Annotated in this window: 19 protein-coding genes; 9 read left to right on the top strand and 10 right to left on the bottom strand. The window is 67.1% G+C overall.

All coding sequences use genetic code 11. From position 1 onward, the window contains the following. The 3 genes from EG854_RS07895 to EG854_RS07885 all read left to right on the top strand — a co-directional run bounded on the left by EG854_RS07895 (nt 1) and on the right by EG854_RS07885 (nt 1759). Complete coding sequence (locus EG854_RS07895) at nt 1-1050, top strand: histidine kinase dimerization/phosphoacceptor domain -containing protein (protein ID WP_123287576.1); 1050 nt, start codon at nt 1-3, stop codon at nt 1048-1050. Nucleotides 1051-1058: 8 nt separating this feature from the next. Further along, nucleotides 1059-1508 (top strand): NUDIX domain-containing protein, encoded by a 450-nt coding sequence (locus EG854_RS07890; protein WP_123287575.1) that lies wholly within the window; start codon nt 1059-1061, stop codon nt 1506-1508. A gap of 80 nt (nt 1509-1588) precedes the next feature. Next, the gene (locus EG854_RS07885; RefSeq protein ID WP_123287574.1) at nt 1589-1759 is read left to right on the top strand and encodes a CsbD family protein; all 171 of its coding nucleotides are present in this window, start codon (nt 1589-1591) and stop codon (nt 1757-1759) included. 54 nt (nt 1760-1813) lie between these two features. Here the strand turns inward: EG854_RS07885 and EG854_RS07880 are convergent, their stop codons facing one another. The 4 genes from EG854_RS07880 to EG854_RS07865 all read right to left on the bottom strand — a co-directional run bounded on the left by EG854_RS07880 (nt 1814) and on the right by EG854_RS07865 (nt 4700). Beyond that, nucleotides 1814-2251 (bottom strand): hypothetical protein, encoded by a 438-nt coding sequence (locus EG854_RS07880; RefSeq protein ID WP_123287573.1) that lies wholly within the window; start codon nt 2249-2251, stop codon nt 1814-1816. 27 nt (nt 2252-2278) lie between these two features. Continuing rightward, entirely contained in the window at nt 2279-3466 is a 1188-nt protein-coding gene (locus EG854_RS07875) for a vWA domain-containing protein (protein ID WP_123287572.1), read from the bottom strand. After that, nucleotides 3466-4104 carry a hypothetical protein gene (locus tag EG854_RS07870; protein WP_123287571.1) on the bottom strand — a complete coding sequence of 213 codons (639 nt, stop codon included), beginning with the start codon at nt 4102-4104 and terminating at the stop codon, nt 3466-3468. Before EG854_RS07870 ends, EG854_RS07875 begins: the two co-directional genes overlap by 1 nt. Nucleotides 4105-4169: 65 nt before the next feature. Continuing rightward, the gene (locus EG854_RS07865) at nt 4170-4700 is read right to left on the bottom strand and encodes a GNAT family N-acetyltransferase (protein ID WP_123287570.1); all 531 of its coding nucleotides are present in this window, start codon (nt 4698-4700) and stop codon (nt 4170-4172) included. Nucleotides 4701-4767: 67 nt separating this feature from the next. Here EG854_RS07865 and EG854_RS07860 point away from each other — a divergent pair, with 67 nt between their 5' ends. The 6 genes from EG854_RS07860 to dxs all read left to right on the top strand — a co-directional run bounded on the left by EG854_RS07860 (nt 4768) and on the right by dxs (nt 9981). Then, the gene (locus tag EG854_RS07860; RefSeq protein ID WP_123287569.1) at nt 4768-5688 is read left to right on the top strand and encodes a histone deacetylase family protein; all 921 of its coding nucleotides are present in this window, start codon (nt 4768-4770) and stop codon (nt 5686-5688) included. Further along, entirely contained in the window at nt 5685-6389 is a 705-nt protein-coding gene (locus EG854_RS07855; RefSeq protein WP_241153174.1) for a histidine phosphatase family protein, read from the top strand. The genes EG854_RS07860 and EG854_RS07855 overlap by 4 nt, the downstream gene beginning before the upstream one ends. Nucleotides 6390-6438: 49 nt before the next feature. Beyond that, nucleotides 6439-6690: an exodeoxyribonuclease VII small subunit gene (locus EG854_RS07850; RefSeq protein WP_123287568.1), complete on the top strand. Its 252-nt coding sequence runs from the start codon at nt 6439-6441 to the stop codon at nt 6688-6690. After that, complete coding sequence (locus tag EG854_RS07845; protein WP_123287567.1) at nt 6690-7043, top strand: tRNA-binding protein; 354 nt, start codon at nt 6690-6692, stop codon at nt 7041-7043. The genes EG854_RS07850 and EG854_RS07845 overlap by 1 nt, the downstream gene beginning before the upstream one ends. Nucleotides 7044-7075: 32 nt before the next feature. Beyond that, nucleotides 7076-7951 carry a polyprenyl synthetase family protein gene (locus tag EG854_RS07840; RefSeq protein WP_123287749.1) on the top strand — a complete coding sequence of 292 codons (876 nt, stop codon included), beginning with the start codon at nt 7076-7078 and terminating at the stop codon, nt 7949-7951. A gap of 119 nt (nt 7952-8070) precedes the next feature. After that, nucleotides 8071-9981 (top strand): 1-deoxy-D-xylulose-5-phosphate synthase, encoded by a 1911-nt coding sequence (gene dxs, locus EG854_RS07835; RefSeq protein ID WP_123287566.1) that lies wholly within the window; start codon nt 8071-8073, stop codon nt 9979-9981. Between the two features lie 779 nt (nt 9982-10760). On the opposite strand, the gene EG854_RS07830 is transcribed toward dxs, so the two are convergent. From EG854_RS07830 to EG854_RS07800, 6 genes are all read right to left on the bottom strand, one after another. Beyond that, nucleotides 10761-11084, bottom strand: coding sequence for a GIY-YIG nuclease family protein (locus EG854_RS07830; protein WP_123287565.1), 324 nt, complete (start codon nt 11082-11084; stop codon nt 10761-10763). Nucleotides 11085-11516: 432 nt separating this feature from the next. Next, nucleotides 11517-12386 carry a hypothetical protein gene (locus EG854_RS07820; protein ID WP_123287561.1) on the bottom strand — a complete coding sequence of 290 codons (870 nt, stop codon included), beginning with the start codon at nt 12384-12386 and terminating at the stop codon, nt 11517-11519. A gap of 9 nt (nt 12387-12395) precedes the next feature. Beyond that, nucleotides 12396-13928, bottom strand: coding sequence for an acyl-CoA carboxylase subunit beta (locus EG854_RS07815; protein ID WP_123287560.1), 1533 nt, complete (start codon nt 13926-13928; stop codon nt 12396-12398). A gap of 103 nt (nt 13929-14031) precedes the next feature. Continuing rightward, nucleotides 14032-15186, bottom strand: coding sequence for a GNAT family N-acetyltransferase (locus tag EG854_RS07810; protein ID WP_123287558.1), 1155 nt, complete (start codon nt 15184-15186; stop codon nt 14032-14034). Next, complete coding sequence (locus EG854_RS07805; RefSeq protein WP_123287557.1) at nt 15183-15641, bottom strand: RidA family protein; 459 nt, start codon at nt 15639-15641, stop codon at nt 15183-15185. Before EG854_RS07805 ends, EG854_RS07810 begins: the two co-directional genes overlap by 4 nt. Nucleotides 15642-15714: 73 nt before the next feature. Continuing rightward, entirely contained in the window at nt 15715-16962 is a 1248-nt protein-coding gene (locus EG854_RS07800) for a DNA polymerase IV (protein WP_123287555.1), read from the bottom strand. Nucleotides 16963-17065: the final 103 nt, after the last annotated feature.

Below are 17065 nucleotides of genomic sequence, written 5' to 3'. Positions count from 1 at the left end.
TTGGAACCGCTGACCACGCCCCTCAGACTGCTCTACATTGACGACGACCGCGGCCTGTCGCGGCTGGTCGAAAAGGAGCTTGGCCGTCAGGGCTTTGCAGTCACCTGCGCGGCCGACGGCGAGGCCGGTCTGGAGTGCCTGAAAGGCGGTCAGGTATTCGACGTCTGTGCGCTGGACCACTACATGCCCGAGCGCGACGGGCTGGATGTGCTGCCCGACATTCTGGCCCTGCCTGATCCGCCCCCCGTCGTCTACGTCACCGGCGCTCAGGAGGGCCGCATTGCGGTTGCCGCCCTGCGGGCCGGGGCGGCGGACTATGTGATCAAGGACGTGTCGGAGGACTTCACCTCCCTGCTGCGGTCGGCCATCGAGGACGCCCACAACCGGCGTCGCCTTCAGCGTGAAAACGAGACCGCCCAGGACGAGATCCGCATGGCCCGTGACCGGGCCGAGGCCATGCTGCGTGAGGTCAACCACCGGGTCGGCAACTCGCTGCAGCTGGTGTCCAGCTTCATCTCGCTGCAGATGCGCCAGCTGGCGGACGGTGCGGCCCGGGATGCGCTGCGCGAGGCGCAGGCGCGCATCGAGGCGGTCGCCCACGTGCACCGCCGCCTCTACACCTCGGGCGATATGGCCCAGGTGGCTATGGATGAGTATCTGAGAAGCCTGATCGAGGAGCTGAGTGTGTCGCTGGGACGCGAGGACAATGCGCCCAATCTGACGCTGGATGCCGACCCCATGAACGTCGGCACGGATCAGGCGGTCTCGCTTGGCGTGATCGTGACCGAACTGGTCACCAACGCCGTCAAATATGCCTACGAACCCGGTCAGGGTGGCGAAATCCGCATCCACCTCAAGGCAGATGGAGACGGGCGCGCCCTGCTGACGGTTGAGGACGACGGGCCGGGGCTGGGGGATCAGTCCGCGGGACCGAAAGGCACGGGGCTCGGCTCCAAGATCGTGGCGGCCATGGCGGGGGGGTTACGCTCCCGGGTCAGCTTCGATGACGCGCACAAGGGCGTGCGCGCCCAGTTGGCTTTCGACCTCTAGGCCGGACCATGCTGCAGTTCGGAATTCCCAGACCCCACCATACCTATGCGCCGCGCCCCACGGCTTTCGGCATTCTGGTGCACGAGGGGCGGCTGGCCTGTGTGCGGATTGACCGGGGCGAGGGCAGCTATCTCGACCTGCCCGGTGGCGCGCGCGATGGCGATGAGTCCGAGCCCGAAGCGGTTGTGCGGGAGTTCCGCGAGGAAACCGGCCTTCGGGTGGCGGCGGACGTGTGCCTGACCGAAGCCGCCCAGTTCGTGGACAAGAGCGACGGGCGCACGGTCAACAACACGGGCGGTTTCTGGACGCTGCGTTTGCTGGACCCCACGCCGTCCGGCAAGATCGAGGACGACCACGAACTGGTCTGGCTGGACCTGGTGGAGGCCCTGGCCAGTCTGCGTCACGAGGCCCATGCCTGGGCGGTGGCGGTCTGGCTGAGGTCTCGCACATCCGCGTGATCCGGGGAACGACCTGCGCCTGAACCTGTTGAATTGTCATAGGGCGAACGACGGGTTCGCCTTCCTCCCAGGAGACGACAATGAACAAGGATCAAGTTGAAGGCCGTGCCAAGGAAGCCGTGGGCAACGTCAAGGACGCTGCAGGCGACGCGACCGGCAACCACAAACTGCAGGCCGAAGGCAAGGCCGATCAGGTCGAAGGCAAGGTCCAGAAGACCTTTGGCGACGTCAAGGAAGACGTGAAGAACTAGTCCGGATCAATCTGCCGGATTGAAGAGGCCACCGTCGCAGGACGGTGGCCTTTTTCAGTCGCGGCCGGACAGGTTGAGCCGCAGGCCGCTGTCGTCATCGCGGGTGCCGGAGGGGTCGCAGACCTCTTCCCAGACCACGCCGCCATCGGGACGCGCACGCGGGCGGGTGCTGCACCGGGCCTGTTCGCGCAGTTGGGGCGTCGAAGGACCTCGAACCTCGCGGGGCTGATCGCACTGGACGGCGAAGTTGGCATCAGCCTGCGCACGGGCGCAGGCTTCGAGCGCAGTCGTGGGGCGCAGCGCCTCGGGCAGACTGTCGCCCAGCTCGGCCACCAGCTGTTGCCGGACGCTGAACTGGCAGGACTCCAGCGGCGTGTCGCCACGGATCTGGGGGTGGCAGCGGGCGCGCTCCCAGGCGAACGGGTCGTCGCGGGCCCATTGGGGCAGAGCCGGATCCTGCATCAGCAGGCCAAGGATGATTGCACCAAGCATGGACGCCTCCTGTGGGTGGTCGTCGGCCTATCGCGCCAAGGAGCGCATGGCGCGCTCCAGCCCGTCCAGAGTCAAGGGGAACATCTGGTCCTCCATGACCTCGCGGATCAGGCCGACCGAGGGCGTGTAGGACCAATAACGTTCGGGCACCGGGTTCAGCCACGCCGAATTTGACCACTGCTGACGCAGGCGTTTCAGCCAGACGGCGCCGGCCTCCTCGTTCCAGTGCTCGACCGATCCGCCGGGCATGGTGACCTCATAGGGGCTCATGGTGGCGTCGCCGACCACCACGGCGCGCCAGTCGCCGGGGTAGCGGTTCAGGACTTCCCACGTCGGCGTCCGGGCCTCGTGCCGGCGGCGGTTGTCCTTCCAGACGCCTTCGTAGAGGCAGTTGTGGAAGTAGAAGAATTCGAGGTGGCGGAACTCGGATTTTGCGGCCGAGAACAGCTCCTCGCACAGCTTGACGTGGCCATCCATCGAACCGCCGATGTCGAGGAACAGCAGGACCTTGATGGTATTGCGTCGCTCGGGTCGCATCTGGATGTCCAGCCAGCCCTGCCTCGCCGTGCCGTCAATGGTGGCGTCCATGTCCAGCTCGTCGGGCGTGCCCTGCCGGGCGAACCGGCGCAGGCGGCGCAGAGCCACCTTGATGTTGCGGGTGCCCAGTTCGACCGAGTCGTCCAGATTCCGATACTTGCGCTTCTCCCAGACCTTGACCGCCCGTCCGTGCTGCGACTTGCCGCCGATGCGGACGCCCTCGGGGTTATAGCCGCCGTTGCCGAAGGGGCTGGTGCCGCCGGTGCCGATCCATTTCGATCCGCCCTGATGCCGGTCGTGCTGTTCCTCCAGCCGCTGCTTCAGCGTCTCCATCAGCTTTTCGAAGCCGCCGAGGGCCTCGATCTCGGCCTTCTGCTCGTCGGTCAGGTATTTTTCGTTCAGCAGCTTCAGCCAGTCCTCGGGCACGCCACCGATATCCGGCTCCTCGCCCGCGCCGACGGTCTCCAGCCCCTTGAACACCTTGCCGAACACCTGATCGAACCGGTCGTAGTGTTTCTCGTCCTTGATCAGGACGGCCCGCGACAGGTGGTAGAAGTCCTCGACCCGCGTGCCGGCCGTCAGAACGCGCTTGTCCATGGCCTCCATGAGGAACAGCCATTCCTTGAGCGAGACCGGGACGCGGGCGTCCCGCAGGGCAGTGAAGAAGGGGAGGAGCATCAGTCCCTTGCGCCCCCGGCGCCCGCCCCTTGCAGGGCAATGGCGAACGCCATGCTGGACAGTTCGACCACCGAGTCATCGCCAGAGGGTCCGGTCGCGCGGACCTTGAAGCTCCATTCACCGATGTGTTGCACCAGGATCAGGCTGCGGACCGGTCGGCCATCGATCTCAAGCTCGAACACGGTCACCAACGGCGTCTTCTGGCCCGGGAGCGTTCGAACCTCAAAGGTGCTGTCGATCGGTTCGGCCCGAGGCGCACTGCGCTGTATGGCCCGGATTGCAGCGCCCATGACCTCTTCTGCAGAATAGACCTCGTCATATCGCGTGGCGAAGATGGTGACGAACGTGCGGCCGATCCAGGAACTGCAACCGACGTCCATGCCGGATGCCTGAAACAGTCTGATGTTGTCGCGCTCATCCGCCCCGGGGAATTCGCACACCATGCCACTGGGGCCATGCAGCACGGTGGGCATGTCGCTATCGGTGATGTTCGTGAAAAAAGCGGCGCCTCCAGAATTGGTGATGATCTTGTCGGCGTGAGCGCGAGCCTCGGCCTCGCTGGCCGCCTGGGCCTGCGCATGGACGGGCAAGGCCAGCAGGCAAAGGCCGATCGCAGCCGCAGACAGATGACGGAACATGGTGGAACCCTAGTTGGAACAGGCGACCAGATGACCACGCCCCCGCGCTGGCGTCCATGCCGGTATCAGGCGGGTTTCCGCAGGATGAATTCGTCGTCCATCCAGCGGCCGACGGGGAACTGGTACTCGCCGGCCTTTTCGAAGCCGTAGGCGGCATACAGTTTTTGCGCCTTCAGATTGCCGCTCCAGACGCCGATCCACTGGGCGCCGGTGCCGTGTTCGGTCATCCAGTCCATGGCCACCTTGAGCAGGCGGGTGCCGAGGCCGAGGCCCTGGGCTTCCTTGAGGATGTAGAGCCGCTTCAGCTCGGCCTCGCCCGGGCGGGCGTCGGGGTGGGGCAGGGCGTTCGGGCCGGTATTGGCAAAGCCCAGCAACTGACCGTCGCGCTCGGCCACCCACCAGCCCATGGTCGAATCTGCAAGCCGGACCCGGGTGGCCTCGACGCTGAAGATCGCGTCCATGAACACTGCGAGGTCGTCTTTCGGATAGGGTATGCCGAAGCCGTCCATGAAGGTTTCGACGAAGGTCCGGCTGCCGGCCTCGGACAGGGCAGGGGCATCGGTCAGGCGGGCCGGGCGGATCAGGATATCGCTCATGCGGCGCGCTTATCACGCTCTGGCGAGGCAGGCGACAAGCAGGGATTCGGGGCCTAGTCTGGCGGCAATGACCCTGCCGATCTTTACCCACCCCGACATGACCGGACACCAGCCCGGCGTTGGCCACCCCGAGCGGCCCGAGCGGCTGGCTGCGGTGCTGGCGGCGCTGGCTGATGCCGGGCTGGATGGCAACCGGCGTGCGGCGACCGAGGCGTCGGTTGCGGACCTGGAGCGACTGCACCCGGCGGCCTATGTCGCCAATATCCTGAAGGCCTCGCCGGCGGCCGGCCGGGTGTCGCTGGACGCCGATACCCATCTGTCGCCGGGCAGTGTGCGCGCTGCACGTCTGGCGGCCGGAGCGGTGGTCGATGCTGTTCGCGCGGTCATGGCCGGGGAAATGGACCGGGCCTTTTGCGCGATCCGGCCGCCCGGTCACCATGCCGAGCCCAACCAGTCGATGGGGTTCTGCCTGTTCTCGAACGTCGCCGTTGCCGCCCGGGTGGCGCAGGCCGAGGGCGCGAAACGCGTCGCGGTGGTCGATTTCGATGTCCACCATGGCAATGGCACCCAAGCGGCCTTCGAGGCTGATCCCAGCCTGTTCCTTGGCTCGATCCATCAGATGCCCCTCTATCCCGGCACGGGCGCGCCGTCCGAGACGGGCGTGGGCAATATCGTCAACGCGGCGGTCGAGCCGCATGCTGCCCGCGATTCCTGGCGGCGGACCTTTGCCGACAGACTGATGCCGGCGCTGGAAGCCTTCTCGCCCGACCTGATCCTGATCTCGGCAGGGTTTGATGCGCACCGCCGTGACCCATTGGCCCACCAGAGCCTTGAGGCCGAGGATTTCGCCTGGGCCACGCGTGCGGTGGTCGAGGTAGCGAGGCGGGTCTGTTCGGGCAAGGTTGTCAGTTCGCTGGAGGGGGGCTACGACCTCGAAGGTCTGGGGCGATCTGCTGTGGCCCATGTTCAGGCATTGGGGGAGGAATGAGGGACACGTCGACCGACAGTCTTGCTGTCGCCAGCCGCCCCGATGCCATGCTTGACCCCGACCGTCTCAACGATCTGGCCGCGGACAGCACGCGCAAGGATGCCGAATCGGCCGCGCCCCTGCCGGGCACCAGCGGCGACATCGTGCTGGCCCGCCACGGCGAGCCGGCCCTGTCGCGCAAATGCCTTATCACCGCTCGCCAGTACCGCGACTGGTGGGGCAAGTATGAGCTGGGCGGACTGCTGGAAGGCCAGACGCCGCCGGCCGAACTTCTGCTGACGGCAGAGGGCGCTGCCCTGATCCTGTCGTCGACCCGCCAGCGGGCCATCGAGACGGCCGCCGCCATTTCGGGGGATCGTGAGGTCCTCAGCGATGCCCTGTTCATCGAAGCGCCCCTGCCGCCGCCGCCCTTTCCGGAGTGGTTCAAGCTGTCGCCTCGCTGGTGGGGGGTGGTGTCGCGCTTCTGGTGGCATGCATTCGATCACCATCAAGGGCAGGAGACCCGCCGCGAGGCCGAGGCCCGGGCCGATCGCGCTGCACGCCTGCTGATCGAGAAAGCGGCCATGGGGGGCGATGTGCTGGTCCTGGCCCACGGCTATTTCAACCACATGGTCGGTCGCTGCCTGAAGGCGCATGGCTGGCGGCTGGCGCACAATCAGGGCTTCAAATACTGGTCGCAGCGGCGCTTTGTGAAGCGCTGAGCCGCCCCCTGTCTTGCCTGTCCTGACCGGGCCTGTCAGAACCGCAGCCATGACCGCCGACGTTCCCAAAACCGATCCGGACCTGTCCTTCGAGGAGGCGCTCTCGCGGCTTGAGAGTATCGTTTCGCGGCTGGAGTCCGGCCAGGCCCCGCTGGAAGAGTCGATCACCCTTTACGAGGAGGGGGCGCGGCTGAAGGCCCTGTGCGAGGAGCGGCTGAAGGCCGCCCAGCTGCGCGTCGAACAGATCGTCGTCGGGCCCGACGGCAAGGCCGCCCGGGCCGAGCCCGCCGGTTTCGAGTGATGGCCGGGCCCGCCGCCGAGCAGATCACCTTTGATGACTTCCTGAAGGTTGACGTTCGCGTGGGCCGGATCGTCACCGCCGAGCCCTTCCCCGAGGCGCGCAAGCCCGCCTTCAAGCTGACCATCGACTTCGGCCCCGACATCGGGGTCAGGAAGTCCTCGGCCCAGATCACCCGGCATTACACCCTCGACCAGTTGGTGGGACGCAAGGTCGCCGCCGTCGTCAATTTCCCGCCGCGCCAGATCGGGCCGGTGATGTCCGAGGTGCTGACCCTCGGCTTTCCCGACGCCGACGGTGAGGTCGTGCTGGTCGGGGTGGACCGCGAGGTTCCGGTCGGCGGGCGGCTGTTTTGATCCCGCTGGCCGCCAATTCTCCGGAACAGGCGGTGATCGACCGGATCGCCGAGGTTGCCGACCTGATCACCGTTGCGCTGGACGAACTTCTGCCCCGGGCAGACGGGCCCGAATCCCGCCTGACCGAGGCCATGCGCTATGCGGCGCTGGGGCCGGGCAAGCGGTTGCGGCCCTTCTTTGCCATCGAGGCCTCGCGCCTGTTCGATCTGGACGAGGGGCCGGTGCTGCGGGCGGCCTGTGCGTTGGAGTGCGTGCACGCCTATTCGCTGATCCACGACGACCTGCCCTGCATGGATGACGACGACATGCGCCGGGGCCGGCCGACCCTGCACCGCGCCTATGACGAGGCGACGGCGGTTCTGGCGGGGGATGCGCTGCAGACGGCGGCGTTCGACATCCTGCTGGACCCCGATACCCACGACGACCCGGCGATCCGGTGCGAGCTGGCCCGACGTCTGTCCTATGCCTCGGGGGCCCGGGGCATGGCCGGCGGTCAGATGATCGACCTGATGGGAGTGCGCGACGACCTGGGCGGGGTGGCGCGGATGCAGCGGCTGAAGACCGGGGCGCTGATCACCCATGCCTTCGAGATCCCGCTGATCATCGGCGACATCCGCGACGAGCGGCGCGCAGCCCTGATCGCCTTCGCCCACGATCTGGGCCTCGCATACCAGATCGTTGATGACGTGCTGGATGCCGAGGGCGACGAGGCCCTGCTGGGCAAGGCGGCGGGCGGCAAGGATGCCCGGCTGGGCAAGACGAACTTCGTCACCCTGCTGGGGCTGGAGGCCGCCCGTGAGCGGGTCAGCCACTTGCGCGATCAGGCGCGCGGGCATCTGGATGTGTTCGGCGAGGACGCCGAACTGCTGAAGGCCTGCGTCGATGTGGTGCTGCAGCGGCGGTCCTGAGCGCCATTTCCTGCGGCAATCAGCCATTGCTCATGAATCCCTCACTGGTGTTCCGCGCCCCCCTCAATCATGTAGAGAAGATCGAGGACGATCTTCGCGTCCGATACTGAGCCCGTTCCATGCCTGATACCCCCCTGCTCGACACTGTTAAGGTTCCCGCCGACTCGCGGGGGCTGACGACGCCCCAGCTGAAGCAGCTGGCCGATGAGCTGCGGGCCGAGGTGATCGATGCCGTGTCGGTGACCGGCGGGCACCTGGGCTCGGCCCTGGGCGTGGTCGAGCTGACCGTGGCGCTTCACCATGTGTTCGAGACGCCCCGGGACATCCTGATCTGGGACGTCGGGCATCAGTGCTATCCGCACAAGATCCTGACCGGACGGCGCGACCGCATCCGCACCTTGCGTCAGGGTGGGGGCCTGTCGGGCTTCACCAAGCGCTCGGAGAGCGACTACGATCCGTTCGGCGCGGCTCATGCCTCGACCTCGATCTCGGCGGCGCTCGGCTTTGCGGCCGCGCGCGACCGGAAGGGCGAGACCAACAAGGTCGTGGCCGTGATCGGCGACGGCTCGATGTCGGCGGGCATGGCCTATGAGGCGATGAACAACGCGGCCGAGACGACCGGCCAGCTGACGGTCATCCTGAACGACAACGACATGTCGATCGCGCCGCCCGTGGGCGGGATGAGCGCCTATCTGGCCAAGCTGGTGTCCGGCGGCGCCTATCAGAACATGCGGCGCTTCGGAAAGAAGATGGCCGAACACCTGCCGCGCCCGTTCCGTGACGCGGCGCGCAAGGCCGAGGAATACACCCGGGGCATGGTTACGGGCGGGACCTTTTTCGAGGAGTTGGGCTTCTATTACGTCGGGCCGATCGACGGGCACGACATGGAGGCGCTGCTGCCGGTGCTGAAAAATGCGGCGGCCATTACCGACCGGCCGGTGCTGGTCCATGTGGTGACGCAAAAGGGCAAGGGCTATGCCCCGGCCGAGAGCAGCGCCGACAAGTATCACGGCGTGGCCAAGTTCGACGTCATCTCGGGCAAGCAGTCCAAGCCGGTCTCGAATGCGCCCAGCTATACCAAGGTGTTCGGCACCGAGCTGATCAAGCGGGCCGAACGCGATCCCTCGATCGTGGCGGTGACGGCGGCCATGCCGTCGGGCACCGGGCTGGACCTGTTCGGTCAGGCCTTCCCCGAGCGGACGTTCGACGTCGGCATTGCCGAGCAGCACGCCGTGACCTTCTGCGCCGGACTGGCGGCGGACGGGATGAAGCCGGTCTGCGCCATCTATTCGACCTTCCTGCAGCGCGGCTATGACCAGGTGGTCCACGATGTGGCCATCCAGTCGCTGCCGGTGCGCTTTGCCATGGACCGGGCGGGACTGGTGGGCGCCGACGGCTCGACCCACGCCGGTTCGTTCGACATCGGCTATATGGGCGCGCTGCCAGGCATGGTGCTGATGGCCGCAGCCGATGAGGCGGAACTGGCGGCCATGATCGCCACCAGCCTCGAGATCGATGACCGGCCGAGCGCCTTCCGCTATCCGCGCGGTGATGGCGTGGGTGTCGAGATCCCCGAACTGGCCGCGCCGCTGGAGATCGGCAAGGGCCGGATCGTGCGCGAGGGGACGACGGTCGCCATCCTGAGCCTCGGCACGCGCCTGCAGGAATCGCTGAAGGCCGCCGAAACGCTGGCCGCACGCGGCGTGTCGACCACGGTCGCCGATGCCCGCTTTGCCAAGCCGCTGGATCAGGAGATGATCCTGCGTCTGGCCCGCGAGCATGAGGTGCTGATCACGGTCGAGGAGGGCGCCATGGGCGGCTTCGGTGGCTTTGTGCTGCAGATGCTGGCCGAGAAGGGCGCGCTGGACGGCGGGCTCAAGATCCGCACCCTGCACCTGCCCGACGTCTTCCAGGACCACGACAAGCCCGAGGTGCAATACGCCGCCGCCGGCCTGAACGCCGACCAGATCGCCGCCACCGCGCTGTCGGCGCTGGGGGTTGAGGGGCGCACCGGGGCGGCCCGGGCGTAGGTCTTACGCGCGCCGGATTGTCAAAGACCGGTGCCGCCCATCACCTCTCCGCTTGCGGGGAGGTGGCGCGGCGCGTGAGCGCCGTGACGGAGGGGGCGACGCGACGGCTGAAGATTGTGCGCGTTCCTGATTTCTGACCGCGGTGCCGCCCCCTCCACCACTTCGTGGTCCCCCTCCCCGTCACGGACGGGGAGGTGATGGGGGCATGACTTTTTCCCTCTCGCCCTTGGGGCAGAGGTGATGGAGAGGTGGGCGGCGCATGGGCCGGGGGCCCGGAACCGTATGCGCCCTGCTTTCGCGTTACGGGCGCTGTGTAATTTTCGGCACCTGGCCTGGCGCCGCCCCGGTCGGTTCACGCGAGCGCCTGGGGGGACTGTCTCTTCAGCCGGGGGTCGGGGCGCCCGGATGCTTGTGCGCCCGACTTCGCCTGTCCCGGTTCGACAGCAGGTCCCAGTCTCTCGGCCCGCGACGGGCGAGGCGTCCAGAAACGCCCCGGACCCCGGGGTTTCGCCCCGGGCAATCCCGCTCGACCGGTCCCCGCCGCCGCATCAGTGCCTGGGTCCCGAGGCGCCTCTCCTGCGACGGAGACGGGTGAAGGGTTGCACACCGCTGGACCGCGTCGGGAAGAACGGTGCGAGAAACGGTGGGGGCGTTGAAAGGGTAGGGGAATTGGCGGGCAGCTATCATAGCTGAGGGCGCCAGCTCAGCACTCCTTCTCCCCTTGCGGGAGAAGGAGCCTCCTGAGAAGGGGGCGCGTGAGCGCCGGATGAGGGTCGGCACTATCGCGATCCCGCAGCGACGCCGGGGCCGAGGGCAAGCGCGGGGTAGAGGTCGGCCCAGTCGGGATTGGCGGCCTCGATCAGGGCGAACTTCCACGGGCGGCGCCACCGCTTGATGCGCTTCTCGCGGAGGATGGCTTGATCGACGTAGCGGTGGGGTTCGTACCAGACCAGACGATCGGTGCCATGGTCGCGGCTATAGCCATCGACCTGGCCGTGCCGGTGCTCGCCGATGCGACGGATCAGGTCGTTGGTCATGCCGACATAGAGCCAGCCACACCGCCCGCTGGCGACAATATAGACCCAGTAGCTGTGCTCGCGCATCGCCCCTGCCTCCGATGCGGGATTATGCGCGAGTGGTAGAACAAAGCAAGAACTCGTTTGGCGTTCCCCCATCCCTCTGCTCGTGATGGGGGCACTGTTGTCATCCCCGAAACGCCGAAGGCGTTATCGGGGACGGGGCGGACCATGCACGGGCCAGCCCCGGACGACGCTAGCGACGATCCGGGGCGAGGGAGGGGCGGACACGACCCTTCGCCCGGCTCAGCCTGTCGGCTGTCCGGGCGGGACGGGGGGGCAGCGCTGCGTCCCCGATATTCGCTTCGCGAATTCGGGGATGACAATAGCGCGTCAGGGGCTCGTCCGCTTCGGGGGCAAGGCCGGCGGAGGCGGTCTCAATGCCCGGCCAGTCCGCAAACACCCGCTCTGCCGTGGGGGAGCGCAGGCGGTTGCGGGAACAGAGGAAGAGGAGGTGGGTCAGGGCTGGCAGAATACGAAGAAGCGTTCGATCTCTCGCTCTTCGGCTGGCAGTCGAGGGGAAAGGGCCTGCTGTCGCTGGAAGGCGATGGACTGGGTTCTGCGGAATGCCGTCATGACCGGGTCAGACATTGGAACGTGCGTCGCAGTAAGGACAACCGCGTCGCTGATGGGCTCGTTCGACTCCGTCTGGACTGCCCACAGCGACACAGCTTCGCCTGCCTGAGCTTCGATCACGTCGGATTCGCGATCGCTTAAAAAAACCGAAGCCGAAATGAGCCCGCTTCTTCGAACGCAGCTAAGGTCAGCGATGACGTCATCGGTTTCGGGAATGAAATAGCTCAAACGGCCCTGGCGCCCTTCAATGCTGGCCCACCAGACATGGTCGACCGAGGCCATTAGGATCGACGTATCCCCATCGCTTCGTTTAAGCGCATCACGTGCAAAGCGGAGATGCGATCGGTCTAGGCCGATCAGACTGAGCAGTTGGTCCACCTCGGCGTCATCAACCCGGCGGCTGAGGAACATGCCGCGCTCAACGGATGCTTGGCTGAAGCCCACGCTCTCAATGAGCTTCCCTTCGCGGTACATCTCTATACGAACCGGGTGTATCGGTGCCCCGCCAAAAGGTGTGCTCCAGCCATCGGGCCGGGCATCGATGAATGCCCTGATCGCTGCGATGCGGTCGGGATCAGAAATCACGTGGCAGAGGTTTCCCGACCCAAGCCGCGGTTCGGTGCAGTGAACGCGCGCAACCACGTGGACTTCGTCTATGTCAGCCGACAGAGGCGGGAGGTCGACCGGCGGCTCCAGTGCGATGCACCCTGAAACCATCATCAGCGCAATGCACACCCACAAGCGCTCGTACATGCCGCTCTCCTAAAGTGGAATATTATCGTGCTTCTTCCAAGGATTGCTTTGCTGCTTGTTCTTCAACGTGCGTAGGGCGCGGATCAGGCGTCTCCGCGTCCCGTGCGGCATGATGACGTCGTCGATGTAGCCGCGTGACGCCGCGACGAACGGGTTGGCGAAGCGCTCCTTGTACTCGGCTTCCCGCGCCGCCAGCGCTTCGGGGTCGCCGGCTTCCTTGCGGAAGATGATCTCGACAGCCCCTTTCGCCCCCATGACGGCGATCTCGGCGCTGGGCCAGGCGTAGTTGACGTCGCCGCGCAGGTGTTTGGAGCTCATCACGTCATAGGCGCCGCCGTAGGCCTTGCGGGTGATGACGGTCAGTTTGGGCACGGTGGCCTCGGCATAGGCGAACAACAGCTTGGCGCCGTGCTTGATCAGGCCGCCATATTCCTGACGGGTGCCGGGCATGAAGCCGGGCACGTCGACGAAGGTCACGATGGGGATGTCGAAGGCGTCGCAGAAGCGGACGAAGCGGGCGGCCTTGCGGCTGGAGTCGATGTCCAGAACCCCGGCCAGCACCTGGGGCTGGTTGGCGACGATGCCGATGGTCTGGCCGTCCAGGCGGCCGAAGCCGGTGACGATGTTCTTGGCGTAGTCCGGGGCGATCTCGAAGAATTCGGCCTCGTCGACCGTCTTCAGGATCAGCTCCTTGATGTCATAGGGCTGGTTCGGATTGGCCGGGACCAGGGTGTCGAGGCTGGCCTCGTCGCGGTCGGGGTCGTCGTAGCTGTCGCGGACCGGGGGCTTTTCGCGGTTCGACAGGGGCAGGAAGCCGATCAGGCGGCGAACCTCGGCCAGCGCCTCCAGATCGTTCTCGAAGGCGCCGTCGGCGACGCCCGACTTGCCCGCATGGACGCGGGCGCCGCCCAGATCCTCGTGGGTCACGACCTCGTTGGTGACGGTCTTCACCACGTCGGGGCCGGTGACGTACATGTAGGAGGTGTCCTTCACCATGAAGATGAAGTCGGTGATGGCGGGGCTGTAGACGTCGCCGCCGGCGCAGGGGCCCATGATGACGCTGATCTGGGGGATGACGCCCGAGGCCAGGGTGTTCTGGAGGAAGATGTCGGCATAGCCGGCGAGGCTCTCGACGCCTTCCTGGATGCGGGCACCGCCGGCGTCAAAGATGCCGATGATGGGGGCGCCATTGGTCAGGGCCATGGTCTGCAGCTTGACGATCTTGGCCGCATGGGCGCCGGACAGGCTGCCGCCGAAGACAGTGAAATCCTTGGAGAAGACATAGACCAGACGGCCGCCGATGGTGCCGCGGCCGGTGACCACGCCGTCGCCGGGGATGCGCTGATCCTGCATGCCGAAGTCGTGCGAGCGGTGCTCGACGAACATGTCGGTTTCCTCGAAAGAGCCCTCGTCCAGCAGAACCTCGATGCGTTCGCGCGCGGTCAGCTTGCCCTTTTTGTGCTGGGCGGCGATGCGGGCTTCGCCCCCGCCGAGCTTGGCCCCGGCGCGGCGTTGTTCCAGCTGGTCGAGAATGTCTTGCATGAGGGCCTCCTTGAAGCGCCGAGCCTTAAGGAGGGTGGGCGGAGGTGGCAAGTATTCCTCCCCCTGAGGGGGAGGGATGCTGAACTAGCCAGCCCGGGCGAGGTCAGGTCTTGCGGAAGGGGGACTCGGCCTCGGTCTGGGCCTTGATCTCGGCCAGGATGGCGGGGCGCTCGTGGTCCAGATAGCGGGCGATGGCGTCGCGAAAGCCGGGGTCGGGGATGTGGTGGGCCGAGCGGACCGGGGTGGGCAGATAGCCGCGCGCCAGCTTGTGATGACCCTGCGCTCCGGCCTCGACGCGGGACAGCCCGCGGGACAGGGCGAACTCGATGGCCTGATAATAGCAGAGCTCGAAATGCAGGAAGGGGATGTCTTCCAGCGTGCCCCACTGGCGGCCGTACAGGGCGTCGCGGCCGATCAGGTTGAGGGCGCCGGCGATGGGGGTCTCGTCCCGGTACGCCATCACCAGGGCGATGCGGTCGGCCATGGTCTGGCCGATGCGGGCAAAGAAGGCGCGGGTCAGATAGGGGCGGCCCCATTTGCGACTGCCGGTGTCGAGGTAGAAGGCGAAGAAGGCGTCCCAGACGCTCTCGGTCAGGTCGGGGCCGGTCAGGATTCGGATGTCGAGCCCGGCCTGCGCCTCGCGCCGCTCGCGCCGGATGGTCTTGCGGCGATTGGAGGACAGGGCGGCGAGGAAGCCCTCGAAATCACCATAGCCCTGATCGGTGAAGACGTACTGCAGGTCGAGGCGGGGCAGCCAGCCGGCGGCGGCCATTTCGGCCCCCTCGACTTCGGTCGGGAAGGTAACGTGGATCGACGACAGGTCGAGGCGCGCACATAGGGTCTCGGCGCCCTGGATCAGGGCCTGACGGACGGTGCCGGCATCGGCCTCGGGATGGATCAGGAAGCGCGGCCCGGTGACGGGGGTGAAGGGCACGGCGCCCAGCAGCTTGGGGTAGTAGCGCCCGCCCGCGCGCTCCCACGCCTCGGCCCATGCGTGGTCAAAGACATATTCGCCGCTGCTGTGCCCCTTCAGCCAGAGGGGCATCAGGCCGAGGATGCGGCCGCTGTCGTCCTCGAGCGCCAGATGCCGCCCGGCCCAGCCCTGATCGGGCGAGGCGCTGCCCGAAGCTTCGCAGGCGTCGAGGAAGTCATAGCCGATGAAGGGATCGCCCGTGGGGGCGGCCAGCGCCTCCCACGCGTCCCGGCCGACATCAGCGACCGCGCCGTGGACGCGGAGGGTAAAGCCGTCGTCCGTCACTTCACCTCGACGATGGCGTCCACCTCGACGGCGAAGCCCAGCGGCAGGCGATAGACGCCAACGGCCGAGCGTGCGTGGCGACCGGCGTCGCCGAACACCTCGACCATCAGGTCCGAACAGCCGTTGATGACGGCGGGAATGGCGATGAAGTCGGGCCCGGCCTGGACGAAGCCGCCCAGTTTGACCACGCGGACGACGCGCTCGAGGTCGCCGCCGAGGGCGTCCTTGATCTGGGCCAGCAGGTTGACGCCGCACATGCGGGCGGCGCGGGCAGCCTCTTCGGGCGAAACGTCGACGCCGACCGTGCCCTTGATGCCGCCCGAGGCATCATTCGACAGCTGGCCCGAGATGTGGACCAGATTGCCGGTGCGCACCCACGGCACATAGTTGGCGACGGCCTTGGCGGGCTCGGGCAGGTCGAGGCCCAGTTCGGCGATGCGGGCGGCGTAGGTCATGGTCGTCTCCTGATGTCTTTGGCGGCATTTAGCCCGGCGCGGGCGAGGCGTCACCCCGTCCGCGATGTCGCGCTCAGCTTTTCAGCGACCGGCCCGAGATGACCGCGCCCGGGCCAAAGCGGTCGCGCAGCCGGTCGATGGTGGTCTCGGTGGTGAGCTCACGCGTGCGGTCGGCGGCGAACAGGCCGGGGGCGACGTCAGCGGCATCGACCAGATCGGCCATACCGATGCCGATCAGGCGATAGGGCGTGCCCAGTTCGGGCGTGAGCAGGGCCCGGCCCTCGGCAAACAGGGTGCGGGCGGTCTGGACCGGATCGGGCAGGGTCCGCCTGCGGGTCAGGATGCGGAAGTCGGAGCGCCGCAGCTTGAGCGTGACCACCCGCCCGGCGATGCCGTCACGCCGGGCCTTGGACGCCAGCTTTTCGCACAGGGGCCAGAGCTCGGTCTCGAGGTCCGCGGCCTTGGACAGATCGACGTTGAAGGTGGTCTCGGCGCTCATGCCCTTGCGATCGTGCTCGGGGTCGACCGGGCGGCTGTCGCGACCGTGGGCCAGGTCGGATAGCCTGAGGCCCCAGTCGCCATAGCGTTGGACCAGATCGCGGACATCGGCCTCGGCCAGCCGTCCGATGGTGTCGAAGCCGTCAGCCCGCAGGGTGCGCCCGAAGATCGGCCCGACGCCCGGCAGGATGGAGACGGGGCGGGGGGCCAGCAGCTGCTGCGCCTCGGACCCGATGACGGAAAAGCCGCGCGGCTTGTCCATTTCCGAGGCGACCTTGGCGAGGAAGCGGTTGGGGGCGAGGCCGATCGAGACGGTCAGGCCGACCTCGTCCTCGATCCATTTCTGCAGCTGGGCCAGCTGCCAGGCGGGCGGGCCGCCATTCAGCCGCTCGGTGCCCGACAGATCGGCCCAGGCCTCGTCCAGCGACAGGGTCTGGATCAGAGGGGTGAGGTTGGCCAGGGCGCCCAGGATCCGGCGGCTCTCGTGCTTGTATTTCGCAAAGTCCGGCTTGATCACCACGGCGTCCGGGCAGGCCTTGAGCGCCTTGAACATCGGCATGGCCGAGCCGACGCCATACTGGCGGGCGACATAGCAGGCGGTCGCGACCACCCCGCGATGGCCGCCGCCGACGATCACCGGCACATCGCGCAGCTCGGGCCGGTCACGCTTTTCCACCGAGGCATAGAAGGCGTCGCAGTCCAGGTGGGCGATGACCAGCTTGTCCAGCTCGGCATGGGTGACCATGCGCGGCGAGCCGCAGGCCGGGCAGCGGGCTTCCGGCCGGTCGAAACGCGACAGACAGTCTCGGCAGAGGGAGGTCATCGGGAGCACCCGGGCCAGAGGCGGCCCTTCACGTCAACTTAAGACTGGGCGGGCATGCTGACCATGGAGAAGACGACCAACAGCCCCGCCGCCGGCAAGGGGC

This window comes from Brevundimonas halotolerans (genome assembly GCF_003730275.1).
In the GTDB taxonomy this organism is placed as follows: domain Bacteria; phylum Pseudomonadota; class Alphaproteobacteria; order Caulobacterales; family Caulobacteraceae; genus Brevundimonas; species Brevundimonas halotolerans.
Note: the sequence above shows the minus strand (reverse complement) of the source record. Positions and strands in the feature narration are given on the sequence as shown.